Annotated in this window: 20 protein-coding genes; 14 read left to right on the top strand and 6 right to left on the bottom strand. The window is 43.6% G+C overall.

Annotated elements, in window-relative coordinates; translation table 11 throughout:
- The first annotated feature begins 165 nt into the window (after positions 1-165).
- The 5 genes from dinG (at position 166) to xthA (ending at position 4649) form a co-directional block, all read left to right on the top strand.
- The gene (gene dinG, locus R7R24_RS06365) at positions 166-2241 is read left to right on the top strand and encodes an ATP-dependent DNA helicase DinG (protein WP_054577977.1); all 2076 of its coding nucleotides are present in this window, start codon (positions 166-168) and stop codon (positions 2239-2241) included.
- Positions 2242-2255: 14 nt separating this feature from the next.
- Positions 2256-3041 carry a sulfite exporter TauE/SafE family protein gene (locus R7R24_RS06360; protein WP_318119473.1) on the top strand — a complete coding sequence of 262 codons (786 nt, stop codon included), beginning with the start codon at positions 2256-2258 and terminating at the stop codon, positions 3039-3041.
- Complete coding sequence (locus R7R24_RS06355) at positions 3038-3583, top strand: primosomal replication protein (protein WP_005378431.1); 546 nt, start codon at positions 3038-3040, stop codon at positions 3581-3583. The genes R7R24_RS06360 and R7R24_RS06355 overlap by 4 nt, the downstream gene beginning before the upstream one ends.
- Positions 3583-3747: a pleiotropic regulatory protein RsmS gene (gene rsmS, locus R7R24_RS06350; RefSeq protein ID WP_005378432.1), complete on the top strand. Its 165-nt coding sequence runs from the start codon at positions 3583-3585 to the stop codon at positions 3745-3747. The genes R7R24_RS06355 and rsmS overlap by 1 nt, the downstream gene beginning before the upstream one ends.
- Before the next feature lie 95 nt (positions 3748-3842).
- Complete coding sequence (gene xthA / locus R7R24_RS06345) at positions 3843-4649, top strand: exodeoxyribonuclease III (RefSeq protein WP_005378433.1); 807 nt, start codon at positions 3843-3845, stop codon at positions 4647-4649.
- 92 nt (positions 4650-4741) lie between these two features.
- On the opposite strand, the gene R7R24_RS06340 is transcribed toward xthA, so the two are convergent.
- The 6 genes from R7R24_RS06340 to R7R24_RS06315 all read right to left on the bottom strand — a co-directional run bounded on the left by R7R24_RS06340 (position 4742) and on the right by R7R24_RS06315 (position 12487).
- The gene (locus R7R24_RS06340) at positions 4742-7465 is read right to left on the bottom strand and encodes an ImpA family metalloprotease (protein ID WP_054577979.1); all 2724 of its coding nucleotides are present in this window, start codon (positions 7463-7465) and stop codon (positions 4742-4744) included.
- A 154-nt stretch (positions 7466-7619) separates the two neighbouring features.
- Positions 7620-8297 carry an ABC transporter permease gene (locus tag R7R24_RS06335; RefSeq protein WP_005378435.1) on the bottom strand — a complete coding sequence of 226 codons (678 nt, stop codon included), beginning with the start codon at positions 8295-8297 and terminating at the stop codon, positions 7620-7622.
- A 3-nt stretch (positions 8298-8300) separates the two neighbouring features.
- Positions 8301-9041: an ABC transporter permease gene (locus tag R7R24_RS06330; protein WP_005378436.1), complete on the bottom strand. Its 741-nt coding sequence runs from the start codon at positions 9039-9041 to the stop codon at positions 8301-8303.
- Between the two features lie 81 nt (positions 9042-9122).
- Positions 9123-9893: an ABC transporter substrate-binding protein gene (locus tag R7R24_RS06325; protein WP_005378437.1), complete on the bottom strand. Its 771-nt coding sequence runs from the start codon at positions 9891-9893 to the stop codon at positions 9123-9125.
- 83 nt (positions 9894-9976) lie between these two features.
- On the bottom strand, positions 9977-10747 hold the full coding sequence (locus tag R7R24_RS06320; protein WP_005378438.1) for an ABC transporter ATP-binding protein: 771 nt from the start codon (positions 10745-10747) through the stop codon (positions 9977-9979).
- 264 nt (positions 10748-11011) lie between these two features.
- Entirely contained in the window at positions 11012-12487 is a 1476-nt protein-coding gene (locus R7R24_RS06315) for a hypothetical protein (protein WP_017820023.1), read from the bottom strand.
- Positions 12488-12940: 453 nt separating this feature from the next.
- Between R7R24_RS06315 and R7R24_RS06310 the strand changes: the two genes are divergently transcribed.
- The 9 genes from R7R24_RS06310 to R7R24_RS06270 all read left to right on the top strand — a co-directional run bounded on the left by R7R24_RS06310 (position 12941) and on the right by R7R24_RS06270 (position 25926).
- Entirely contained in the window at positions 12941-14488 is a 1548-nt protein-coding gene (locus R7R24_RS06310) for a DUF3360 family protein (RefSeq protein WP_005378441.1), read from the top strand.
- A 303-nt stretch (positions 14489-14791) separates the two neighbouring features.
- Positions 14792-17068, top strand: coding sequence for a formate C-acetyltransferase (gene pflB, locus R7R24_RS06305; protein ID WP_005378442.1), 2277 nt, complete (start codon positions 14792-14794; stop codon positions 17066-17068).
- Positions 17069-17221: 153 nt separating this feature from the next.
- Entirely contained in the window at positions 17222-18199 is a 978-nt protein-coding gene (locus tag R7R24_RS06300; protein ID WP_005378443.1) for a lipid A deacylase LpxR family protein, read from the top strand.
- A 211-nt stretch (positions 18200-18410) separates the two neighbouring features.
- On the top strand, positions 18411-19151 hold the full coding sequence (gene pflA, locus R7R24_RS06295; RefSeq protein WP_005387854.1) for a pyruvate formate lyase 1-activating protein: 741 nt from the start codon (positions 18411-18413) through the stop codon (positions 19149-19151).
- Between the two features lie 154 nt (positions 19152-19305).
- Positions 19306-19971, top strand: a complete 666-nt coding sequence (locus R7R24_RS06290; RefSeq protein ID WP_053303246.1) for an energy-coupling factor ABC transporter permease — start codon at positions 19306-19308, stop codon at positions 19969-19971.
- 136 nt (positions 19972-20107) lie between these two features.
- Positions 20108-20608: a YfbU family protein gene (locus tag R7R24_RS06285; RefSeq protein ID WP_017820021.1), complete on the top strand. Its 501-nt coding sequence runs from the start codon at positions 20108-20110 to the stop codon at positions 20606-20608.
- Positions 20609-21101: 493 nt separating this feature from the next.
- Entirely contained in the window at positions 21102-23036 is a 1935-nt protein-coding gene (locus R7R24_RS06280) for a PrkA family serine protein kinase (protein ID WP_005378447.1), read from the top strand.
- 47 nt (positions 23037-23083) lie between these two features.
- Complete coding sequence (locus R7R24_RS06275) at positions 23084-24355, top strand: YeaH/YhbH family protein (protein ID WP_005378448.1); 1272 nt, start codon at positions 23084-23086, stop codon at positions 24353-24355.
- 11 nt (positions 24356-24366) lie between these two features.
- Positions 24367-25926, top strand: a complete 1560-nt coding sequence (locus R7R24_RS06270) for a SpoVR family protein (RefSeq protein ID WP_005378449.1) — start codon at positions 24367-24369, stop codon at positions 25924-25926.
- Positions 25927-25982: the final 56 nt, after the last annotated feature.

The raw sequence follows: 25982 nt of genomic DNA, 5'->3' as shown, positions 1-25982 counted from the left end.
TGGAGTTTTATATTTTTCATATAATGAAATTAATTTCATTAAGATAAGGTTCAATATTTTTTTGTGAAGGAGATCTACATTCCTTATAAAAGCATTCCGTTTTGTGAACTACTGTACAACTAGTGATGTGTGCTACTATTCGCCTCCAACGCATTTGAGGCCCGTATGCTGACCAGTAACATTCAAAAATCGATTCGTAATAGCTATCAAAACCTTCAAGATCAACTTGATAACTTTGTGCCTAGAAGAGCACAAAACTACCTTGTTGCAGAGATTGCAAAAACGCTGTGCGGTCAGTATCACAAATCTAACCGAATACTCGTTGCAGAAGCAGGGACTGGAATTGGTAAATCGCTCTCCTATCTAATGGCGACCATTCCCGTGGCTGTACATAACAATAGAAAAGTGGTTATCTCAACGGCGACCGTCGCTCTGCAAGAGCAGCTCATAAATAAAGACCTCCCTCTTTTTCGTCGGATTACCGACCGAGAGTTTTCTTTTATTTTGGCAAAAGGCCGTCAACGCTATTGTTGTGCAGAAAAGCTCGCTACTGCTAGCGGTGCTGATGGTGGCCAGTTAGCCATGTTTGAAACCAAACCTAAGCAAAAAGATATAGAGCTGTTAGAAACAATGCATCGCTCTCTTGCGCAAGGTAAATGGGACGGTGACCGTGATTCTTGGCCTAAACCCATCGACGATAAGCTTTGGCAACTGATTGTCAGTGATAAACACAGTTGCAATAACAGTTTACCAGGCCACCGCGGCTGCCCATTCCAAAAAGCGCGCTCAGAGTTGGATAAAAACGATGTCATCATTGCTAACCACTCTCTCGTCATGGCAGACGCAGATTTAGGTGGCGGCGTGATTTTACCTGAGCCAGAAAATACGATATACGTCTTCGACGAGGCACATCACTTACCTCACGTCGCTCGTGACCATGCTTCAGCATCTGCGAGTTTAAAAGGTGCGGCAGCATGGCTTGAGAAGTTAAATCAGTCGATTAGTAAGTTTTCATCACTCGCAGACGAGAAACGCGTAGCTCGATTTCGCAACGACCTTCAAGACGCGGTTCAGAACTTGATACCGGCACTGACTCAATTGCCCAAACAGTTCGACCTAGCTCAATTTGAAGAGGGTATCTACCGCTTCGAACACGGTGAACTACCTGAGTGGCTAGAGAACCAATCCAAAGAACTAAAACAGTTCAGTAAAAAAGCAAATCAGAGCGTGGCAAAAATTGCCGACCTTATTGCGGAAAGAGTAAAAGACGGGGAGCTTGCGACAAGGTTGGCTGAACCAGCGCTTGCAGAGCTCGGTTTCTACATTCAAAGGTTAGAAAACCTAGCGCAAGTATGGCATTTAATGGCTGAACCAACTCGTGAAAAAGGTGCGCCTTTAGCTCGCTGGTTAGAAACCCACCCCGATCGCGAGGGTGATTTCATTGTGAGTGTTTCGCCACTTGAAATTGGATGGCAACTCGACCAACAGATTTGGAGCAGATGTATTGGCGCCATTTTGGTTTCCGCAACGATGCGTGCATTAAACTCTTTCCATTACTTTTGCCATCAGGTTGGTATTGATGGAAAACCAGAATCAGGCACTCAGTTTTTAGCGCTTGCGTCACCATTCGATTACCAAAACCAGGCAGAATTGCTCATCCCTGCGATGAAATATGAACCACCAGCGCCTCAATTTACTGAATATCTTATCGAGATATTGCCTAAGTACTTGGAAGACAAGAAAGCCAACTTAGTATTATTCTCATCCTATTGGCAGATGAACCAAGTCGCGAAGGCACTCTCTTCGGAGTTCATAAAAAAAGGCTGGGCGTTGCAAGTTCAAGGTGAAAGCTCACGTCAAGAAATTCTAAAAAAACATAAAAAGTTAATAGAATCAAATAAAACCAGCGTCTTATTTGGTACTGGCAGTTTCTCTGAGGGGCTAGACTTACCTGGCGAATTACTTGAAAACTTGGTGATTACAAAAATTCCATTTGGCGTTCCAACCTCCCCTGTTGAGCAGGCTCATTCCGAATACATTGAGAAAAAAGGAGGAAACCCGTTTATGCAAATAACTGTACCAGACGCAAGCAAAAAGCTGATCCAGAGCGTAGGTCGCTTACTGCGTAAAGAGAGAGATTCTGGTAGAGTAACGATTCTTGATCGACGCCTAGTCACTAAGCGATACGGACAAGCCTTAATCGACTCACTACCTCCATTTAAACGTAAAATAGAATATTAGAAGAATCACCATTTATGGAAATGATTGAGCCAACCATGCTGTTGGTGTTGGCGCTTGTCGCTTTTGTCGCAGGATTTATTGATGCAGTTGCCGGTGGTGGTGGCATGCTTACCGTACCTGCTCTACTTTCGCTAGGCTTGCCGCCTCATATTGCACTAGGCACCAATAAACTTGCCGCTTCCTTTGCTTCTTCTACTGCAGCATTTACGTACTACAAAAAACGTCTATTCAAACCTCAATGCTGGAGGCGTGCATTCGTGGCAACACTCGTCGGAGCGACATTAGGTACGCTATTTGTAGATGCGATTAGTACGGATTGGCTGGAAAAAGGATTGCCGCTTGTTATTTTGGCGGCAGCGTTGTATACCGTTTTTCATAAAACACCCCACTCTGCTCATCAAAGTCCAATACCCGAGCCTTGCCCAAAACTTCATAAAAAACAGTACATGCAAGGCTTATCCATAGGATTCTACGACGGACTCGCAGGGCCTGGAACTGGGGCTTTTTGGACAGTAAGTTCAATGGCGCTGTACCGGCTGAATATCTTGCTCGCCTCTGGCTTAGCAAAAGCAATGAACTTTACCAGTAACTTTACCTCTTTGATCACTTTTGCATTCCTCGGACATATCAACTGGGTGCTAGGCTTAACAATGGGAGTATGTTTAATGGCTGGTGCTTTTGTTGGCGCGCACTCCGCTATTAGATTTGGTTCTAAATTCATTCGTCCTGTATTTGTTACTGTCGTCAGCATACTAGCTATTAAATTGGCTTATGACGCATGGTTTGTAGGTTTGTCATGAACATTTCTCAACTCCAGGAAAATCTAGAACAAATGGCGAAGCAAGCCGCTGTTCTTGACCGTCAAAGAGGCGAACATCATGTTCCGCTTTTTGATGAGCGTTTATTTGGTTGCCGCTCTCGCTTACTTACTCCTTGCGTAAAAGAAGCAAAAGCCACGCTGGATGCGATTGTGCGTGAGCAAAATGAAGGTAAGCTCACCGCTTTGCGTGCTGAGTACCTCACTGAACGGTTAGTGGCGCAAATCGGTGCGATTCAACGCGAGATTTCTACCACTAAAATTCGTAAGAATGAAATCAAACATAGCAGCCATTTCCGTAAGCCTATCAACGTGCTTTATCAGGAGCTCGCTCAACATCAAGAGTGGGCAAGACGCTTGCGCGAGATGGTGTTAGAAAAAGAACGTGCTGTCGAAAGCGCTCCTAGTTTTATGCGTGCCGACGCTCAAAAAGTATTACTAGCAACCGAGCAACGTTTAGCGCGTTGTGAAGCAGCACTTCTTAAGCTAGAGAACCAAATTACACATAGGGAAAAACATCAATAATGGCTGATCAACCAACCTCGCCTTTAGATGACGCACCTGAAGAGATCAAACTGGCTGTCGATTTAATCTATTTGCTTGAGAGCAATGAGATAGATCCAGAAGTTGCGCTTAACGCTTTAAAGATCGTGCAAAACGACTTAGAAAACAAATTAAAAGCAAAGTAGCTCAGAGCGTTTCAATCCTTTCACCGAGACTCATTTTCAGTGCTCTTACACAATGATACTATTCATACAAAAGTACGCCCCAAAAAGGATAAATAATGAAAGTAATCAGCTTTAACATCAATGGACTACGTGCGCGACTGCACCAACTCCAAGCGCTAATCGACAAACACCAACCTGATGTGATTGGTCTTCAGGAAATTAAAGTTCACGATGAAGCATTCCCGATTGAAGCTGTCGAAGCCATGGGCTACAAAGTGTATTTTCATGGTCAAAAAGCACATTACGGCGTAGCAATGCTTTGTAAGCAAGAGCCTCTACACGTACAAAAAGGGTTCCCGACGGATAACGAGGAACATCAAAAGCGCATGATCATGGCAACGTTTTTAAATGAAAACGGCGAAAAGGTCACTGTGCTAAACGGCTATTTCCCTCAAGGGGATAACATCAGCCACGAAACCAAATTCCCATACAAGCGCCAATTCTATAAAGATCTGATGACCTACCTAAACGATCATCACAATAACGACGAGCAATTGATTGTTATGGGTGACATCAACATCAGCCCTATTGATGCAGATATCGGTATCGGCGAACCAAACCGTAAACGTTGGCTAAAAACAGGTAAATGTTCATTCCAACCTGAAGAGCGCGAATGGTTGAAAACCTTACTAGACTGGGGCTTTGTGGACACCTTCCGTAAGCTATACCCAGAGGTGAACGATCAATTTTCGTGGTTTGACTACCGTTCTCGCGGTTTTGATGATAACCGTGGCCTACGAATTGATGTCATTTTGGCAACCCCTTCTCTAGCGGAAAAGTGTATTGAATCTGGTATCGACTATGAGCTTCGTGGTATCGAGAAGCCTTCAGATCACGCACCAATCTGGTCAACATTTAAGTAATATATTGCAAAGCTATAAGCGAGACTCAACGCTAAGCTTAGTCCAATAAAAAGGGAGACTCAGTCTCCCTTTTCATACAAATTACCAGTTAATCACTGATTTAGCGGCCAAACCGTTTGACCATCAATAGTTATCGGTGTTTGAGCAAATTCGTTCAGACAGTAGCCTGTATTACTACTTGCAAAGTAAGTGAGCGGCATCGGCGGTAGATTCAGCGCCACAACCTGCTGTTTCGCTTTTTCTGTGAACGAGAACCCCCACATATCGAGATAGCTAGTCATATCTCGCTGAGAGATGTAGCTCAGAGCAATAAGCAACCAGTCGTTGTTCGAGATGCTATTTGCTTCTTCCCGAGAGTAGTTGGCAAAACCAATGCTCAATCGTCTCTCATCCCAAAGCGCGTCGTCCGATTTTAAGCGGTTAAACTCACGTTCAATCAGGTGCAAGCGCGCCAATAAATGCCAACCATTTTTAAGCACACCTTCATGCTGCGCCGCCATCATCATTTGAATGTAAACACGAGCGCCCCAACTCCAACTGGTTTGATTTTGCGCAGCCATGTATGCGTTTGGATCCGCTTGAGTTCGGCTAGCTTGCAATAATTCAAACTGGCCTTTGAAATCCAAGCTTTGGCAAGTTGAAACTTTTCCCGTATTCTGGAAGAAACGAGACTTACTGTAATACGAGTAGTAATTGGTCGTTGAATGCCCTTCCCAGCCTGAAAATCGGAATCGACCTTTTTCTAAACCATGACCAAGCTCATGTAAATCACCGTGACCGAGTGGGCTGAATGACCAGTAAGCATCGTAAGGGTTACCCGAACAACCATAACCACACGTCGCTTGGTCAGCGTTCATGTGCTTCACTATATCAATATTGGCGATTTCCCAACCTTGGTTTTGGGCGTATTGAATAATTTCAGGCACTTCATCTATGCCCGGCCCTTGGAAACCTGCCAGCACATGCGGGTAGTTGTGAACATATTCTTCTGTTGCAAGCGCCATTTCCGAAGGGGTAGACCACATTTCATCGTTGACCGACTCCAACATTTTGTCGCGCTTTGAGTGTACTTCAAACCCAGGAGTGATCAGCTCAGCCCAATCGAATAAATTGGCTTCTAACTGTTGAATAAAAGCGTCGTTGTCCTTCTCACTTCTCCAAACTGGATGCTGTGCCACATGATTAAATTTCAGTTCAACCGGAACATCATTTTTGTCAAAGTGAACCTGTACTGGACCACCATAAGGAGAAGTCAGCGTGATGGTTTCACCCGGCTTTACTTCATAGCCGAATGAAGTCAGCAGTTTTGGTCGCGTGTATCCATCTTTGCTGAACTCATGAGTTGCACCACTTCTTAAAGTGTTGATGACAATCTTAGTCGCCACATCATTGCTGTCATTACGTTTAACCGTAAAGGTTTCCCCAGGAAGCGCATACACACCAGCCGAACGGAAGTTACGCTTTGATTCCATATTAATCGTTGCACTGATTCTCTTTATGTCAGGGCTAAACTCACTACGGCTGAAGTTCCCCATATTTGGTTGTTTTGGGTTTACGCTTCGGCTGTTGTATTGCACGTAATCGGCAAAGTACGACTTTAGGAATTCGGTCATTTGGGTTGATTGTTTGTCCATCGGGAAGACAACCGTTTGACGATAATGATCAGCCAGCAATACCATGAGTTTTTCGTATTGGTAGCCGTTTTGATTAAACAAATCTACTTTTTGTTCATCAAGCTTTTGCAACCAATGGCGAATGCTGTTTGCCCCTGCATAAAATTGACTGTCCATATTCGCAGTGTCAGGGCAGGATTTGTCATCACACTTTGACAAGTCAACGTTGAAATTTTGAGATTCAAAACGAGACAACAGCGCTTGTTGTGTGATGACAGAGTCCGGCACAACGTTCATCAACGATGAAGGTTCCCAGTCGACCAAGCCTAACTTACGCCAATAGTTATCTCCCACATAATCAACATGGAATTTTTCCAAAATGTCTTGGCCAAGATCAGTTAGTCCTCCATCCCAATGCAGGTATAGAACAGGAATTTGGGCTTGCTCAGCGTATTCCAAAGCTTCGAGTACTGGTTTGTTGGTATCTCCAGATTGCAGATGCTGTGACAAGATCAATAAGTTTGGAGTATTGGTTTGCAAGCAGCTAAGTAGCTTCGAACCATCGCATAGGTTGGCCTCGTTAAACGCCAGCTCTTGTGAAACATTGTCTTTCAGCCAATTCCGAGTCGCTTGCTCATCCGGAAAGTAATAAGACTGATCCATTTGCGCGATGACGACGTTTGAAGTAACTCCACCCGACAACCAAGTGACCAGGTTACTTAACCATTGCGTCATCGCCGCGTTGGAAGAGTCGGGAAAACGTTGTGCCGTTCTAAATGGGTTACTACCTAATAGTGCGTAACGTTGACCATTAGACTTATCCCCGGCAACGCCAATTGACAGAGCTTGATCTTTGTAACCGCTTGCCATGGCCTTATTGGTCATCAAGATGGTGTCGTTGAAGCCATACTGAGGTGCCAAGATCGCGGCATCATGGGTTGGATCCCAATAAAGACCTGAAAGGCTTTTCGCAATTGCAGATTTGATCGTATTCGACTGCATCTTGTGGGCTTCTACAACCTGACGACTTTCTCGAATGAAATCGCTCGGGTCAGAAACGAGCAGTGCATTACCAGTTTCCAGAGCTTGTTGAACTGGAGCTTGCGTTGGTTTTACTTGATCATTAGGTTGTGATTCTCCCTCTCCCCCACCACATCCTGTGGCTAAGGCGGCAATGCCCAACGATAGAATTGTTTTTTTCATTTTTACTTACTAAACAATGAGTTTATCGAATGTTAATGTAAGTTAATGAATAATAAGAAAGAGTCTTTTACATCGGCTGGAAAAATAGGAATGAAGATAACAAAATTATCAAAAGCAATAGCACCCACTCCGGTGCTATTGCCTCTATTGATAATTAGCTTAAAGGACGCAGATAAGCTAAGAAACGCTTCTCTGCCACTTTGAAACACCACAAAATCATAAACGTCAGTGCCATGTAGAACAGCCCCGCCGTCAGGAAAGACTCAAATGGTGCATAGTAGCGCGAGTTAACTAGACGCGCAGCACCAGTTAAATCCATGATGGTAACGATGCCCGCGACTGCACTTCCGTGCAGCATAAATATGACCTCGTTGGAATAAGCTGGTAATGCTCGACGCAATGCACTCGGCAAGATAATACGTCTGTATGTCATAAACTTACTCATGCCATAGGCTTTCGCAGCTTCCACCTCACCTTTCGGCAAACCATTAATCGCACCACGAATAATTTCTGCGGTGTAAGCCGATGTATTAAGAATAAAAGCGACCAAAGCACAGAACCAAGCGTTCTCCCACAAGGTGTCTTTAACAGGGAAAAACTGATCCATACCGTAGTAAATCAAATACAGCTGAACCAATAGCGGCGTTCCACGGAAAAAGTAAATGAATCCCCAAGAAGGTAAGCTTAGAGCGTAATTGGTACTATTGCGTGCCACGGCTAATGGGATAGAGACACACAAGCCAATAACCAACGCTAATCCCACTAACCAAACTGTTGTCCAAAGCCCCTGAAGATAAGTTGGAAAGCTTTCAATAATCAAAGAAAAGTCCATAACTTACCTCGCATGAATACTGAACTTACGCTCAACAAGCTTGAGTAGCCCGGTCGAAACGCTGGTAAAAAATAGAAAGATGAGCGCGACAGCCATGTAAAAGGTGAACGGCATTTTGGTCGTACCTGCTGCCAATGAGCTCATTCTCACCATGTCATCCAGACCAATAATGGAAACTAACGCAGTGGTCTTAAGTAACACTAACCAGTTATTACCAAATCCAGGTAATGCATGACGAATCATCTGAGGAAGCAAGATTCTTCTAAACGATAAAGCAGAGCTCATCCCATAAGCTTTCGCCGCTTCTAATTCACCCTTGTCCACCGCCATGATCGCTCCACGAAAAGTCTCCGCCATGTAGGCGCCAAAGATAAAACCAATCGTGAGTACACCAGCTATAAATGGGCTGACATCAATATAATCAGGTAAGTAAGACGTCCATTCATGGTTTGGATCACTCGAGGCAAACCACTCGTTGAGCGTTTCGTTGATGGAGTAAAGGCTGTTATTTAAAAGTATTTGTCCACCAAAGAAAATTAGCATCATCAGAACCAAATCTGGAATGCCGCGAATGACGGTGGTGTAAAGAGTGGCAATCGCCCTTGCCCATTTGTAAGGCGCTAACTTAGCTAATGCGCCAAGCATGCCTAAGACCATGGCGAGAATGAGTGAAAGCACTGCAACTTCTATTGTTACTAAAGCTCCTTTCAAAATCGAAGCTTCGTATCCTTGTAAATCTAGCATAGGTGAGTTCCTAATCCCTAAACTCAAAAAATCGACCGTTGACTACTTCTAGGAACAAGCCAACGGTCGCTTAATTACGGTTTATTCACCGTACACATCGTAGTTAAAGTATTTACCAGCAATTTCTTGGTAAACACCTTTCTCACGTAGTGAAATAATTGCTGCGTCGAGTTTCTTCGTTAGATCTTTGTCTTGTTTACGAACAGCGATACCCATACCTTCGCCAAACCATTTTGGATCGGTTAACGATGGTCCAACAAACTCATAAGCTTCGCCACCTGCTTTGTTGATCACACCCTCTTCTAGAGCAGAAGCATCACCTAAAACAGCAGCAATTCGACCATTTTCTAGATCAAGATACGCTTCATCAAAAGAGCCATAACGCACAATTTCAACATCATCGCCGTAGTTGTCAGTTAAGTACTTGTCATGTGTCGTCGCACGTTGCACGCCAATTTTGACATCTTTAAGATTATCAAAATCTAGACCCGCACCTTTCTTAGCGATAAATTTATTTGGAATTTGTGCGTACTTGCCAGTGAAATCGACTTTTTTCTTGCGCTCTTCAGTGATAGACATTGCTGCGATGATGGCATCGTACTTACGTGCAAGCAGAGAAGGAATAATACCATCCCAATCTTGAGCGACGATTTTGCACTTCACTTGCATCTCTTCACAGAGTGCATTTGCCATGTCTACGTCAAAGCCTTTTATTGAGCCATCAGTTTCTGTCCAGCTAAACGGAGGGTAAGCACCTTCGATACCAAAGCGAACTGTTTTCCATTCTTTCGCTTGGGCAACACCTGATACAGCCGTTGCAGCAATCGTTGCTGCTAATAACCACTTTTTCATTTCCATACTCCTGTGATTGCTATTTTATTTCGTTTTGTTTGTTGTGTTGGCTTAGGAGGCAATAGTCTGCCGCCTAACAAATATTAGTAAATGGATGAGATAAACTGCTGTAATCGTTCTGAATCCGGGTTTGTAAATAGCTTAGCTGGATTTCCCTGTTCTTCCACTAAGCCTTGATGTAAAAACATCACATGGTTTGATACGTCACGCGCAAACGCCATTTCGTGCGTGACCACCAGCATAGTTCGCCCTTCATCTGCCAAATCTCTCATTACCCCCAGAACTTCTCCTACAAGTTCTGGGTCAAGCGCAGAAGTTGGCTCGTCAAACAACATCACCTCTGGGTCAACTGCTAGCGCACGGGCAATAGCTGCACGTTGCTGCTGGCCGCCAGATAAGTGCCCAGGGTAATAATCTTTACGCTCATACAAGCCTACTTTCTTAAGCAAGACTTCTGCATTTTCAATCGCTTGAGCTTTTGGCACGCCTAAGACATGAACAGGCGCCTCAATCACGTTTTCTAGTACGGTTAGGTGAGACCAGAGGTTGAAACCTTGGAAAACCATTGCCAGGCGTGAGCGAATACGTTGGACTTGCTTTTCATTAGCAGGAACAGATTCACCTGCTCTGTTGTTCTTCATTTGGATTAATTCACCATTTACCCAAATTTCGCCCGCGGTAGGCGTTTCTAGCAAGTTGATACATCTGAGAAAGGTACTCTTACCTGAGCCGGAAGAGCCAATGATGGAGATAACATCTCCTTTGTGCGCGGCAAGTGAAATGCCTTTTAAAACTTCATTTTGTCCAAATGTTTTGTGCAGGTCTTTTATATCTAGCGCTGGTACATCATTCATGCGCCCTACTCCCTGTGTTTTTGTCACTGCAATTAAGGGACTCCGCCCTCTCTAATTCGGAACAAATTAGCACCGCCCCTTGAAACTTGCAACAAATTATTAACCTAAACAATTCGAATAGAAAGATACGATAGACAAATTAATATGCAATATATAGCAACATATTCTTCAAAAGTTGAATATTAAATATAAAAAAGCCCCTTTCAAAGGGGCTTAATAAATTTACAAAAGTGTTAATTGAAACCTATTCGAGGTCGCAATGAATTAATTAAAACGACTGACTACCAACGAGTTTGAAGTACGTAATGTCACTTCATTTTCTAAGCCTTCTTTTTCAGAAGTAATGATGCCATCTAGGTCTTCATCTAGTTCAGGCTCTGACGCTTCACCATTGGAGAAGAAGCTCATGAAAACTTTAGAATCAATATTACTATCTTCATTCACTACTAAAGCAGTGCGATTAAAATCGTCCGAAGCTGAAACCTTCAAACCGTTAACGGCCGATGTTGGGAAGTTGTAGTAATGCAATTCTGGAACAACAACAGAATCACTATCACTTGTTGTGAAAATGCGATGTGTGACTCTGTAGTCGCCTGAAGTTGCAAAGTAAGCAACACGAGTAAAGCCTTCAGTAGACGATGTTAAGCCCATGTCCAGATCAATCACGGACTCTGCACTTCCTTGCGTTGATACACTTGGTTTTGTGTTCGGCAGGTTATCAATATTTAAGTAAGCACTCGGATCAACGTCAATATCCCATCCGTCAGAGATCGTTTCGTTAAGTAGAGACTCCCAACCATTAACTTGATTCTCTGAGAACGCCATGTATACCCAAGTTTCTTTATTCGTTGCACTAGGGCGATTATATTCAACGGCCGTTTTATCTAGCTTCAACGCGTCATATGCAAAGCCGTTAGTAACAAAGCCAATGTTAAGCGAGTCGTAAGTATAGTCAGAAGACGAATAAATGTTTGACGTATTATCCGCTCTAACTAAGGCTATCTCACCAGTTCCCCACGAACCAATACCATATTGGTAAAGCGCTTTGTCGCTTGAACCTGATTCATACTGAAACAATGCCGTTGGTTCACCTTTAAGCCCCATCAGTTCATCAGTAGGCAACATATCAGGGTTCGGAGACGTGAAAATATCGGTTTGCGAGACAAAGTTGTAATCTCCGCCACCTGATTCAGCGTTTCGGTAATCTAAGTTAGTAAACTTATTGCTTGCTAAGTTACCGCCAGTAAAGCATTTGTTCAAAGAGTCTCGGTTTAGTGCAAAAGTAGCATTACGTAGTTTCTTATCTTGCAAGAACTCTTTTGAAAACGTGTTTACGCGAGCTTCTTTGCCGTTAAATTCTATTGCTTGAAACGTTACAAAGCCGCCGTCAGGGATATCTTCAAGATAAAACTTAAAGTTATCAGTGGTAGGTTTGATAATGTCTCCGGATCTTTTGCCATCGGCATCAGAGTAGTAACCGATAACATAGTTGGTCACTTGCTCTTTTGACGCTGCACTATAGGTTAAAACCGTTTTATCGCCGTTCAGCTCAGTTTTGTGGTCATATACAGTACAACCTTTCGTAGTTGCTTCACTTTCAGTCATTGTTGCTGGTATAGCAAAATCAAAAGTAAACGCAGTTTTCGGCGCTGCACCACCGCCACCGCCGCCACCGCCGCCGCAACCGACCATTAACCCTGAGATGATTGCCACTAGTGGCAGTACTTTAAGCTGTTTCATGTCTTTTTCCTAAACTGAGCGGCAATGATTAGCCAAAAAATTGTCTTTGCTCTGTCCAAAGCAAGAATAAAGCCAGCTTTATATAATCATCGTGAATATTGACATTTAATCTGCATCTCGTGCAAAAGGACAAAAAGTTCTAATTTTATGCAACTTGTGTAATGAAATTACACAAGATCTCCGCATCTCATTCGCATGCCAGAAACTTTCTGTAGTTTTATTTCACAACCATTCTTAAAGTGATCTAAATCAATCACCCTAAATGGCTATCTTGCTAGACTCCTGCCAAAAGATGAGGCTTTTTTTGTGCCTCAACACAATAAGTTATTAGCTATGCTTAGGCACAGTGTCGACGTGTAACAAATCTAACAATAGCTAGCATAAGCGTGCCGCAGGATGCGGATTAACACAATTGAATGAAGAATTCATAACTTTTAAATATATGAGGAATCTATGTCAGACGCAGTTAACAAAACGCACTCTGATTCAGATATCGAGACCAAGAGCTACCGTGAGCTTCATCGTCCAGCATCTGAGTTCGCAAGCCGTTCAGACTACCTAGACCACGAACTACAAATCATGAAGCCACGTCGTTTTGGCTTGAACTTGCCAGGTCGTGACTTCCGCTTTGAGCTTGAAGACCTTGTTCCAGCACTTGCTGGTACTATCGGTATTATCGCAATGTACTCTGCGGTAATGATGTCTTGGGCTGAAGGTCTTACTGCAGCATGGGACCACGTAAACTTAGGCAAGGACTTTGCTATCGAAGTTGCGCGTGTAGAAATGCTCATCCCTGCACTTCTTTTCTGTGTACTTGCCTCTGGTTTTATTAACCCTAAAGCCAACCTAGCAGGCAACCACGGCCCAATGATCCCTCTTATTGGTACCATCGCTCTTGCTGGTGCTCACCCTCTTGCATTAGCAATTCTCATTGGTGTGTTTGGTTTGATTTTGAGCCTCTTAAAAGGTGGGTCAAAACTGGTTAACCTCACCTCTGAAGGTACGGCTGGTGGCCTTCTTATTTTCCTAGGTTTAACCGGAACCATGAGCCAAATTAACTCTATTCAAGCTTGGGCTGTTGGTTTGCAATCCGATACGGTTGCCGCTGGTAGCATGGGTTACATCGGTCTGATTGTTCTTGCGGTTACCATTGGCTTATACGCGTTCCTTGCTAAAGTGAACAAACGCTGGCTAGCGATCCCTGTTTGTGCCTTCACTGGGCTTGCAATCGCACTGGCTCTTGGCGCAGGCTTCGATATTAAATTCGTAACCGAGACAGGCCTTCCAAACCTAAATCCAATCTACTGGTGGGGTTCAACAGAAGAAGGTTGGATGCTTGGTCTTCCTAATATGGAACACTTCATCGCTTCACTACCATTCGCCATTCTTGCGGTAGCAATGTGGTCACCTGACTTCTTGGGTCACCGTATCTTCCAAGAGATGAACTACCCACGTAAGAGTGAGAAAGTGCTGATGGACGTTGATGACACAATGACAATGTGTTCCGTTCGCCAAATGGTCGGTACTGCAGTGGGTGGTGGTAACATCACATCATCTTGGGGGACTTACATGATCCCTGCTGCAATCGCGAAACGCCCTATTCCTGCTGGTGCCATCTTACTAGGCTCTCTATGTATTATTGTTGCAATCCTTGGTTTTCCTATGGACGTTGCAGTATGGCCTCCAGTTATGCGCGTTGCTCTTCTCGTTGGTGTATCTCTACCACTGCTTGAAGCTGGCATGCAGATGGTGAAGGACTCGAAAGACTCACAAGCAGCAGGTATCTGTATCTTTGGTTCTGCCGTTGTTAACCCAGTTCTAGCTTGGGCACTAACTATGCTTTTAGATAACAACGGTTTAATTGGAGATAAAGAGCGCGCGTCTCGCCTATCATTTGTAGACAAGATTGTGATCCCAGTAAGCGTACTTGTTATCTGTTTAGTTGCTATGCTTGCAGTTGGTATGCTTGAAGGCCAGTATGGCATCCAAGCTTGGCTATAAGCTAGCAGTCCAGAAATTTGTGGGTAGCGCTCGTCGCTACCCCATTTTTATCGAGATTTTTGAGGATTTATTGATTTAGTTTAAGGTTTGCAAAAAAATTTTAGTTTAACCTCTAACTGTTGCTTAAAAAGAGAAACGTTAAAACTAGTGACAATATTTATAGTTTTGTAAATCGAATACGTAAATTTAAGACTATAAATATTGTTATTCATAAGAGTGTACTGTTCCCCTCTTTTATCTGGGGATAGCTGGCTCAACGGCGAAGCAGTACGTATTTTTTTCTACTAAAAAGGTAGGTATGTCATGGCAGAGCAATTTGCTAAAGCTTGGGAAGGTTTTGCTGCAGGCGACTGGCAAAACGAAGTAAACGTTCGTGATTTCATTCAGAAGAACTACACTCCGTACGAAGGCGACGAATCTTTCCTAGTTTCTGAAGGTACTGAAGCGACTAACAAGCTTTGGGCTAAGGTAATGGAAGGCATCAAACAAGAGAACGCGACTCACGCTCCTGTTGATTTTGATACTTCAGTTATCTCTACCATCACTGCTCACGATGCAGGCTACATCGAAAAAGACCTAGAAACTATCGTAGGTCTTCAAACTGACGCTCCTCTAAAACGTGCGATCATCCCTAACGGTGGTATCCGCATGGTTGAAGGTTCATGCAAAGCCTACGACCGCGAGCTAGACCCACAAGTTAAAAAAATCTACACAGAATACCGTAAAACTCACAACCAAGGCGTTTTCGATATCTACACTCCTCAAATCATGGCGTGTCGTAAATCTGGCGTACTGACTGGTCTTCCAGATGCATACGGTCGTGGTCGTATCATCGGTGACTACCGTCGTGTTGCTCTATACGGTATTGACTTCCTAATGAAGGATAAATTCGCGCAGTTCTCTTCTCTACAAGAGCGTTTTGAGAACGGCGAAGACCTACAAATGACAATGCAGCTTCGTGAAGAGATCGCAGAGCAACACCGTGCTCTAGGTCAAATCAAAGAAATGGCTGCAAAATACGGTTGTGATATTTCTCGTCCTGCTGAAACTGCGCAAGAAGCTATTCAGTGGACTTACTTCGGTTACCTAGCTGCTGTTAAATCTCAAAACGGTGCGGCTATGTCTCTAGGTCGTACTTCTACGTTCCTAGACATCTTCATCGAACGTGATATCGCGGCTGGTAAGCTAACTGAAGAACAAGCTCAGGAAATGATCGACCACTTCGTAATGAAACTACGTATGGTTCGTTTCCTACGTACTCCTGAGTACGATGATCTATTCTCTGGCGACCCTATCTGGGCAACTGAGTCTATGGGTGGTATGGGTCTTGACGGTCGTACGCTAGTTACTCGTACAAACTTCCGTTTCCTAAACTCACTATACACTATGGGTCCTTCTCCAGAGCCAAACATCACTGTTCTTTGGTCTGAGCAACTACCTGAAGGCTTCAAGAAGTTCTGTGCGAAAGTATCTATCGATACTTCTTCTATTCAGTACGAAAATGACGACTTAATGCGTCCAGACATGAACTCCGACGACTACGCGATCGCATGTTGTGTATCTCCAATGGTTGTTGGTAAGCAAATGCAGTTCTTCGGTGCTCGTGCGAACCTTGCGAAAACAATGCTTTACACCATCAACGGTGGTGTGGATGAGAAGCTAAAAATCCAAGTTGGCCCGCAAATGCCTAAGATCGAAGGCGATGTTCTTAACTACGATGAACTGTGGGAGAAAATGGACCACTTCATGGATTGGCTAGCGAAACAATATGTGACTGCACTAAACGCTATCCACTTCATGCACGATAAGTACAGCTACGAAGCGGCACTAATGGCTCTACACGACCGTGACGTTAAACGTACTATGGCTTGTGGTATTGCTGGTCTATCTGTTGCGGCTGACTCACTATCTGCAATTAAATACGCAAAAGTTAAGCCAATTCGTGACGAAGACGGTCTAGCAATCGACTTCGAAATCGAAGGCGATTACCCTAAATTCGGTAACAACGACCCACGCGTTGATGACATTGCATGTGAACTTGTTTCTGTATTTATGGGCAAAATCCGTAAGCTTAAGACTTACCGTGATGCAATCCCTACTCAGTCAATTCTTACTATCACTTCAAACGTGGTTTACGGTAAGAAAACTGGTAACACGCCTGACGGTCGTCGTGCTGGTGCTCCATTTGCTCCAGGTGCAAACCCAATGCACGGTCGTGACGAGAAAGGTGCTGTAGCATCACTAACTTCAGTTGCTAAACTGCCGTTTGCTGACGCACAAGATGGTATCTCTTACACATTCTCTATCGTACCTAACGCACTAGGTAAAGATGAGGGTTCACAACGCGCTAACCTTGCTGGTCTTATGGATGGTTACTTCCACCACGAAGCGGGTATCGAAGGTGGCCAACACCTAAACGTGAACGTTCTTAACCGTGAAACTCTAGAAGACGCAGTTAAGCACCCAGAGAAATACCCTCAGCTAACAATCCGTGTATCTGGTTACGCTGTTCGCTTCAACTCTCTAACTGCAGAGCAACAAGCTGACGTAATCGCACGTACATTCACTGAGTCTCTATAAGACTATAGCGAAATAACGTTCTAGTAATACAACAAAGGCTGATGCTAAGTAGCATCAGCCTTTTTTTATTTCTTGAATGAAAGTTGTGATATCGCGAAAGACTTTTGCCCGCATTCTTACGTATGATGCGAAAAAAGTTAGCAAATAAAGTCTATGAGATTTAGTAAATTAATTATTCTTACCCTTCTTTCTCCAGTTGCAATAGCATCCACTAAGTCTACGGTTTCTTTTACCATCGACAACGATGGTATTTTTGGCGTCGATCAAGACTATACGAATGGTGTTTTCCTTTCTTACGCGACAGACCAACTGACACAAGAAAGCCAATGGAAATGGCTGAGTCTAGCTAACTCAGAGCACGCCAATATCGATAAAATAGAGTTGGTTCTTGGCCACAAGATGTGGACTCCAAGCGACATTGAAGCCGATTATCCACTAATCAATGATCGCCCATATGCCGGTTACCTACACACCGAAATCAACTACCTTTCCCTAACGAGTGACAAAGCTGTACGGTACAATTTCACCATAGGAACTACGGGTGAAAGTTCGCTATCAGAAAAGGCGCAAGAAATCGTTCACGGCATAACAGGATCGACGGACCCTCAAGGTTGGGATTACCAGATTGAAGATAAAGTGGCGTTCAGCCTTGGTTACCGCGTATTTAACAAATTGATGCGCAGCGAAGAACAAAAAACACAATGGGAGATCACCAACATTAACGACATCAATGCGGGTAACTTCCGTAGTGATGTCTCTCAAGGCGTCATGTTTCGTTGGGGTACAAACCTAGCGAATAGCATCGGAGCCGCCAATATCAGTGTCGAAAGCCCTTTCTCAGCAAGTATGATCGCTCAGAACACGTCGAGTTGGTTCTTGTTCACCGGGTTTGAAGGTCGTTACCGCTTTAATGACATGACTATCGAAGGAGATCGTCCTGGCATTCCTGAACCGTCAGCGCCATACGACGTCACACTGCAAAATTGGCAAGCAAGTGCCGTCGCGGGGGTATCTTGGTACAACCAAAATTACGGTGCAAGCATCACCTTTACAATTAAAACACCGGATTATGAAGAAGCCCAAACCGATGTTTATGGGACAGGCTCGTTCTCCGTGTTCGCCTTTTTCTAAAAACTGGATTATCCCAGCATCGAAGTCAATCTAGATACACGGCAAGTTCTCGGGGTAGGTATTAACCACCTCGTGTTCAAGCGTTTATGTAGATTGGCTCCATCTATTTTCTTTCTTCAAATAACCTTGCCTTTAGTACCGACAAAGCTGTTTTAACCCTGCTTTTTGTAATAAAATAACAGCTAGAATTTACTAGTAATGAGAGCAAAAGATGTCAACAGCTGGTCGTATTCACTCATTTGAGTCATGTGGTACCGTAGACGGACCTGGTATTCGATTTATCGTCTTCTTGCAAGGTTGTTTAATGCGCTGTAAGTATTGCCATAACCGCGATACTTGGGACACGCATGATGGCAAAGAAGTCACGGTTGAAGAAATCATTTCCGAAGCGAAAAGTTACCGCCACTTCATGAATGCATCAGGTGGTGGCGTTACTTGTTCTGGCGGCGAAGCGATGCTTCAACCGGAATTCGTACGTGATTTTTTCCGCGCAGCTAAAACCGAAGGCATTCATACATGTCTAGATACTAACGGTTATGTTCGTAAGCACACTGATGTTATCGATGAAGTACTGGATGCAACAGACTTAGTCATGCTTGACATCAAACACATGAAAGACGAAGTGCACCAAGATCTCATCGGTGTATCCAACCGACGCACATTGGACTTTGCTCGTTACTTGCAAAAAATCGGAAAGAAAACATGGATTCGCTATGTCGTCGTGCCTGGTTACACAGATGACCCAGAAGCAGCACACATGCTTGGTGAATTTATTAAAGACATGGATAACATCGAAAAGGTCGAGTTACTTCCTTACCACAAATTAGGGGCTCATAAGTGGGAAGCGTTAGGCTTAGAATACCCACTCGAAGGCGTAAACCCGCCACCGAAAGAAACCATGGATGAAATTCAATCCATTCTTGCTCAATACAACGATAACGTAAAATACTAAGTGAACCGCAAGACTAACCTCTTTAAAATACCAGCTTATTGCTGGTATTTTTTTGATTATATCTAAGCCTTATCAGTGAGTTTCTCTGCGGTCATTTAGGTATAAAAAGAACGATAGAAATGATTGCGTCATGTTCGCATAGGAAGGAAGTAACATGGATTTGTTTAACTTAGGCTCTCTTGTTGTCTCAATTTGGATAGTAGTAGTCTACTGCCTACCAGATTGGAAAAAAGTCGTTTGGCCAAAACTGGAAAAAGAGAAAGGATTTCAGCACCTCGTTTTTGCAACGCTCTTCTTTTTCAGTATTTTATGGGCCGCTCAAGCAGGTGTAAAAGAAGGATTACAGATTCATTTTCTTGCACTAACAACGCTGACGATGATGTATGGTTGGCGCATGGCATTTCTACTCAGCATTCCCGCTATGTTGGTCAACCACCTACTACATGATGTGTCCTTGCTACTCTTACCCACGTCGTTAGTTCTATCTGCCCTAATTCCGATTTTCATTAGTTACTTAGTGTTTCTTCTGAGTTACCACTACTTGCCACGAAACATTTTTGTTTTCATCTTCGTTGCTGGATTTTTCAATGGCGCGATAACAGGAAGTCTGCACCTCATCATTAACTCTTTTTATCACCTATCAGTTGGTCACTACGATTGGGAAACCATTCAACATAACTACTTTGTTTTTGTGCCGTTGCTCGCCTTTCCAGAAGGTCTATTAAATGGTATGGCACTGGCGGTTTTAACCGTATTCAAGCCAGAGTGGCTGAGAGTATTTTCAGACCGAGACTACATATACAATCATTACCATAAATAAGTGTTTTCAAACTGGTCAAAAGTGACAGTTCTTGCCATTTTTTAGTATTAAATATGTGTTGAGATCATGTTTCACTCATGTCTTAAGCGTTAACCTAAGCACATTAAAAATGTATTAGATATCTAGTGAGGTCACCATGGAAATGTCAAACGCTCAACGTTTGATTCTATCAAACCAATACAACCTTATGTCTCAACTTGATCCAAGTAATGCGGCCAAATACAAACGCTTACAAACGATCGTTGAACGTGGTTATGAACTACAAATGCGAGAGTTGAACAAAGATTTCGGCTGCCTCTCAGAAGCAGAGTGTCGTGAGATCATCGACGTTATGGAGATGTATCATGCGATGCAAGAATCTTACAACATGCTAGAAGATGAAGATCGCAGCAACGTGGATCAACGTCGCTTGAAGTTCTTGGGATTTGATATCGCTTCAGAAGCGCAACAAGTACATTACGTACGTTTTCTCATCGATTCTGAAGGTTTGTACCCTCAGTTTGACAAGGCAGATCATCACTTTAACAGCCAAATGCCGATGCTAGATAAATACCGCCGTATGCTGCAAACTTGGCGTAACTGCCCTCGTCAGTATCATTTATGTGAAAACGAACTAGCGCAAATCTTCAGCGCATAAAATGGTCGTCTAAGAATGAGGAGAGCGCCCGCTCTCCTTGTTATTTACCCTGTCACAAACTTATCTAAGACTTTGCTCTCTTCCTACCTCTTTCACTTACCTTGCTCAATGTAGAACAACGAATCACTGAGACTCTTCCGTCTTTGCCAAATATTTGATTTCTATTGCACCTATTCACGACATAAATTCGTCCTTAATAAAAGAGTGATTCAAATGTCACTTTTACAATAAATTCATAATTGTTAAGCAAAATTGCAAATCCCCGACTAGGCTTAAGTAGAGAAAGGCTGTGATTGAAAAATTCATATCCACCGCTCACCGTTGTAACGAAAAAACCGTCCATAAAGCAAAGTCTTTGGTGTCGCCAATCTTACATTCTGTACGAACCAAATGTGATAACAGGACGTATATTCAAACAACAACGAGCATAACTGTTGGTGGAAAGCCTGAATCAACGTTCGTCGGTAGACTGACTATTAAAGGGGAAAGCGACATGAGTATTTTCGACCACTATCAATCAAGATATGAAGCTGCAAAAGATGAAGAGATGTCGTTACAGGAGTTTTTAGCCCTGTGTAAAGATGACAAAAGCGCTTATGCTAATGCAGCAGAACGCCTACTGATGGCGATTGGTGAACCAGAGATAATCGATACGGCAAAGGATCCGAGACTAAGCCGAATCTTCTCGAATCGTGTTATCTCTCGTTATGAAACCTTTAAAGACTTTTATGGCATGGAAGATGCCATAGAACAAATTGTGTCTTACCTAAAACATGCGGCGCAAGGCCTAGAAGAGCGTAAGCAGATTCTTTACTTACTCGGCCCTGTAGGTGGCGGTAAGTCTTCGCTTGCAGAAAAGCTTAAGGCTCTGATGGAACAGATGCCTATTTATGTTCTTACTGCTAACGGCGAACGCAGCCCAGTGAATGACCATCCGTTCTGCCTATTCAAAGCCACAGAAGATGGCGATATTTTGAAAAAAGAATATGGCATCGAGCACCGTTATCTTCGCTCGATCATGTCTCCTTGGGCCGCTAAACGTCTTCACGAGTTTGGTGGTGATATCACCAAATTTAAAGTAGTGAAAGTACGCCCTTCTATCCTTGACCAAATCGGTATTGCCAAAACTGAACCAGGCGATGAAAACAACCAAGATATCTCATCATTGGTTGGTAAAGTCGATATTCGTAAGCTTGAACACTATTCGCAAGACGATCCAGACGCTTACAGCTACTCCGGTGCGCTGTGTAAAGCAAACCAAGGTTTAATGGAATTCGTTGAGATGTTCAAAGCACCAATCAAAGTGCTTCACCCGCTGTTAACAGCAACGCAAGAAGGCAACTTCAACGGTACAGAAGGCCTTTCTGCGATTCCATTCGACGGTATGATTCTGGCTCACTCAAACGAATCTGAGTGGCAGACCTTCCGTAACAACAAGAACAATGAAGCGTTCTTGGACCGTGTTTATATTGTGAAAGTACCTTACTGTCTACGTGTTTCAGAAGAAGTCAAAATCTACCAAAAACTTCTTGAAAACAGTGAGTTGTCTCAAGCCCCTTGTTCACCAAGCACGCTCGAGACTCTGGCACAATTCAGTATTCTTTCTCGACTTAAAGAGCCTGAAAACTCGTCCATCTTCTCTAAGATGCGCGTATACGACGGTGAAACGCTGAAAGATACGGATCCAAAGGCAAAAAGCTATCAAGAGTATCGTGATTATGCTGGTGTCGATGAAGGCATGAACGGTCTCTCAACACGTTTTGCCTTTAAGATTTTGTCACGCGTATTTAACTTCGACCAAACCGAAGTGGCAGCCAACCCTGTACATCTATTCTATGTGATTGAACAACAGGTTGAGCGCGAACAGTTCCCTGCTGAAACAGCCGAGAAATATCTCGAGTTCTTGAAAGGCTACCTAGTACCTCGATACGTTGAATTTATCGGTAAAGAGATTCAGACCGCTTATCTTGAGTCTTACTCTGAATACGGCCAAAACATCTTCGACCGATATGTCACCTATGCAGACTTCTGGATTCAAGACCAAGAGTACCGAGATCCAGAAACCGGTCAGCTATTTGATCGCTCTTCACTGAATGCTGAGCTAGAGAAGATCGAAAAAACAGCTGGTATTTCTAACCCGAAAGATTTCCGAAACGAAATCGTTAACTTTGTGCTTCGTGCGAAAGCGAATAACAATGGTCAAAACCCGGTTTGGACCAGCTACGAAAAACTGCGCACAGTAATCGAGAAGAAAATGTTCTCCAATACCGAAGAGCTACTTCCGGTTATCTCATTTAATGCGAAAACCTCTTCTGAAGATCAGAAGAAGCACGACGACTTTGTCGCTCGCATGATGGAAAAAGGCTATACCGAGAAACAGGTTCGCCTACTTTCTGAGTGGTACCTACGAGTACGTAAGTCATCCTAACCCAGTATTGAGTTAGGTCGCTTGTGAAACATGAAGAGGGCTATTTCATGGCGCAATTTATAGACCGAAGGCTCAATGGCAAGAACAAGAGCGCTGTTAATCGACAGCGCTTCTTGAAGCGCCACAAAGAGCAAATAAAAGAGTCGGTAGCAGACGCAGTGAATCGACGCTCGATTACGAATACGGAAACGGGCGAAGACGTCTCTATCCCTCACAAAGACATCAATGAGCCTATATTTCATCAAGGCAAAGGTGGTGTTCGCGAACGAGTTCATCCCGGTAACGATCAATTTATTACTGGTGATAAAATTGAGCGTCCCAAAGGTGGCGGTCAGGGTAGCGGCTCAGGAGAAGGGAACGCCAGTCCAGATGGAGAAGGCCAAGACGAATTTGTATTCCAAATATCAAAAGATGAGTACCTCGATATTTTGTTCGAAGATCTCGAGCTGCCTAATCTAGAAAAAAACCAAATTGCCAAAATCACTGAATGGAAAACACACCGTGCAGGCTTTCAAACTGCCGGTATCCCTTCCAATATCGCCGTAGTACGTTCTCTGCAACAATCTCTTGCGCGCCGTACTGCAATGACTGCCGGTAAAAAACGACTTCTTAAAGAGTTAGAAGACGAACTTGCTCGCATCAAAAATATTGAACCTGCTCAGCAGTTTGAAGAGAACCGCTTGAAGGCTGAAATTGAAGAACTGCGCAAGAAAATCGAAAGCGTGCCGTTCATCGATACCTTCGACTTACGCTTCAAGAACTATGAGAAACGCCCGGTACCATCGAGCCAAGCGGTCATGTTCTGTCTAATGGACGTATCCGGTTCGATGGATCAGGCAACGAAAGACATCGCAAAACGCTTCTATGTTCTTTTGTACTTGTTCTTAACTCGTACCTACGAGAATGTCGAAGTCGTCTTTATCCGCCACCATACCCAAGCGAAGGAAGTGGACGAGCACGAATTTTTCTACTCACAAGAAACCGGGGGCACCATTGTATCTAGCGCACTCAAGTTAATGGATGAAATAGTAAAAGAGCGATACCCGATTGGTCAGTGGAACATATATGCAGCTCAAGCATCCGACGGTGACAACTGGGCAGATGATTCGCCAAGGTGCCGGGATCTATTAGTGAACAAATTACTTCCAAACTGTCAGTACTACTCTTACATAGAGATCACACGGCGCTCGCACCAAACTCTATGGCATGAGTACGAAAAACTCACTGAAGAGTTTCCTAATTTCGCAATGAAAAACATTCGCTCTGTGGAGGATATTTTCCCAGTCTTTCGTGAACTATTCCAAAAAGAAACGGCGTAAGGAGGCTAGCGATGAATACCGCAACGAGAAACCTCTCAGGAGAGGCGCCTAAGAAGCGTAACAGTAAAGTGTTGCCAGATGGACCAGATTGGACATTTGAGCTGTTAGAGCGATACCACAAAGAAATTAAGCGTGTCGCGGAGCATTATCGCCTAGACACTTACCCTAACCAAATAGAAGTGATTACTTCAGAACAGATGATGGATGCCTACTCAAGTATCGGCATGCCAATCAATTACAATCACTGGTCATTTGGTAAAAAATTCATCCAAACAGAGCAGAACTATAAACATGGTCAAATGGGGCTAGCCTACGAGATTGTCATTAACTCCGACCCTTGTATTGCTTATTTGATGGAAGAAAATACGGTAACAATGCAAGCACTCGTTATAGCGCACGCGTGTTACGGCCATAACTCTTTTTTCAAAGGTAATTACCTATTCCAAACGTGGACTGACGCCAGTTCTATTATCGACTATCTGCTGTTCGCCAAAAAGTACTTAGCCGAATGTGAAGAACGATATGGCGTAAAAGAAGTGGAAAAGCTGCTCGACTCTTGTCACGCGTTAATGAACTTTGGTGTAGACCGCTACAAGCGTCCAGAGAAAATCTCAATTACAGAGGAAAAAGCAAGACAAGAAGAACGCGAAGCATACCTACAATCTCAAGTTAATGAGCTTTGGCGCACGGTACCAACAGCCAAGACGAAAGAGGAAGACATTAAAGAGCGATTCCCAAGCGAGCCTCAGGAAAATTTGCTCTACTTCTTCGAAAAACATGCTCCGTTGTTAGAGCCATGGCAACGTGAAGTTGTTCGGATCGTCCGTAAGATCAGTCAGTATTTTTATCCGCAAAAACAAACGCAAGTCATGAATGAGGGCTGGGCAACGTTCTGGCACTACACCATACTCAACCATCTTTATGATGAGGGCTTGGTGTCTGAAAAGTTCATTCTAGAGTTCTTACATAGCCACACCAGTGTCGTGGCTCAGCCGCCTTATAACAGTCCTTACTTTAATGGCATTAACCCCTACGCGTTAGGCTTTGCCATGTTCCGAGATATTAAGCGTATCTGTGAAGAACCAACTGATGAGGACAAGGAGTGGTTTCCAGACTTGGCAGGAACCGACTGGTTAGATGCAGTGCATTTCGCGATGCATAATTTCAAAGATGAAAGCTTTATTAGCCAATACCTTTCTCCGAAATTAATGCGTGATTTCAAGTTGTTTGCGATCAACGATGATGATCATAAGAACTTTATTGAAGTCGCTGCGATACACGATGAGATGGGTTATAAACGCATTAGAGAAACCCTAGCCGCTCAGTATAACTTATCTAATCTTGAGCCAAACATTCAGGTGTTTAATGTCGATGTCCGTGGTGATCGCTCGCTTACGTTGCAGTACGTTCCTCACAACCGCATCCCACTTGATGATAGTTACGAAGAAGTTCTAAAGCACGTGTATCGATTATGGGGCTTTGATGTCATTCTCCAAGAAGTGAAAGACACCGGTCACCGAGAGGTGTTAGCGACCTGCCCTAAACGGAACCAATACGACACTAACATTTAACTAATACCGCGATACAAGTAAAACAAAAAGGCTCCTAATTCAGGAGCCTTGTTTAT

Source organism: Vibrio sp. 704 (genome assembly GCF_033339295.1).
This window is presented reverse-complemented; position numbering and strand designations above follow the sequence as displayed.

Bases quoted from the DNA above. Each gene is read 5' to 3' on its own strand.
- pflB (WP_005378442.1), top strand. From the start codon at position 14,792: ATGGCAGAGCAATTTGCTAAAGCTTGGGAAGGTTTTGCTGCAGGCGAC.
- R7R24_RS06310 (WP_005378441.1), top strand. From the start codon at position 12,941: ATGTCAGACGCAGTTAACAAAACGCACTCTGATTCAGATATCGAGACC.
- R7R24_RS06275 (WP_005378448.1), top strand. From the start codon at position 23,084: ATGGCGCAATTTATAGACCGAAGGCTCAATGGCAAGAACAAGAGCGCT.
- R7R24_RS06325 (WP_005378437.1), bottom strand. From the start codon at position 9,893: ATGAAAAAGTGGTTATTAGCAGCAACGATTGCTGCAACGGCTGTATCA.
- rsmS (WP_005378432.1), top strand. From the start codon at position 3,583: ATGGCTGATCAACCAACCTCGCCTTTAGATGACGCACCTGAAGAGATC.
- R7R24_RS06335 (WP_005378435.1), bottom strand. From the start codon at position 8,297: ATGGACTTTTCTTTGATTATTGAAAGCTTTCCAACTTATCTTCAGGGG.
- R7R24_RS06320 (WP_005378438.1), bottom strand. From the start codon at position 10,747: ATGAATGATGTACCAGCGCTAGATATAAAAGACCTGCACAAAACATTT.
- R7R24_RS06315 (WP_017820023.1), bottom strand. From the start codon at position 12,487: ATGAAACAGCTTAAAGTACTGCCACTAGTGGCAATCATCTCAGGGTTA.
- R7R24_RS06270 (WP_005378449.1), top strand. From the start codon at position 24,367: ATGAATACCGCAACGAGAAACCTCTCAGGAGAGGCGCCTAAGAAGCGT.
- R7R24_RS06285 (WP_017820021.1), top strand. From the start codon at position 20,108: ATGGAAATGTCAAACGCTCAACGTTTGATTCTATCAAACCAATACAAC.
- R7R24_RS06360 (WP_318119473.1), top strand. From the start codon at position 2,256: ATGGAAATGATTGAGCCAACCATGCTGTTGGTGTTGGCGCTTGTCGCT.
- R7R24_RS06300 (WP_005378443.1), top strand. From the start codon at position 17,222: ATGAGATTTAGTAAATTAATTATTCTTACCCTTCTTTCTCCAGTTGCA.
- xthA (WP_005378433.1), top strand. From the start codon at position 3,843: ATGAAAGTAATCAGCTTTAACATCAATGGACTACGTGCGCGACTGCAC.
- R7R24_RS06340 (WP_054577979.1), bottom strand. From the start codon at position 7,465: ATGAAAAAAACAATTCTATCGTTGGGCATTGCCGCCTTAGCCACAGGA.
- R7R24_RS06355 (WP_005378431.1), top strand. From the start codon at position 3,038: ATGAACATTTCTCAACTCCAGGAAAATCTAGAACAAATGGCGAAGCAA.
- R7R24_RS06290 (WP_053303246.1), top strand. From the start codon at position 19,306: ATGGATTTGTTTAACTTAGGCTCTCTTGTTGTCTCAATTTGGATAGTA.
- dinG (WP_054577977.1), top strand. From the start codon at position 166: ATGCTGACCAGTAACATTCAAAAATCGATTCGTAATAGCTATCAAAAC.
- R7R24_RS06330 (WP_005378436.1), bottom strand. From the start codon at position 9,041: ATGCTAGATTTACAAGGATACGAAGCTTCGATTTTGAAAGGAGCTTTA.
- pflA (WP_005387854.1), top strand. From the start codon at position 18,411: ATGTCAACAGCTGGTCGTATTCACTCATTTGAGTCATGTGGTACCGTA.
- R7R24_RS06280 (WP_005378447.1), top strand. From the start codon at position 21,102: ATGAGTATTTTCGACCACTATCAATCAAGATATGAAGCTGCAAAAGAT.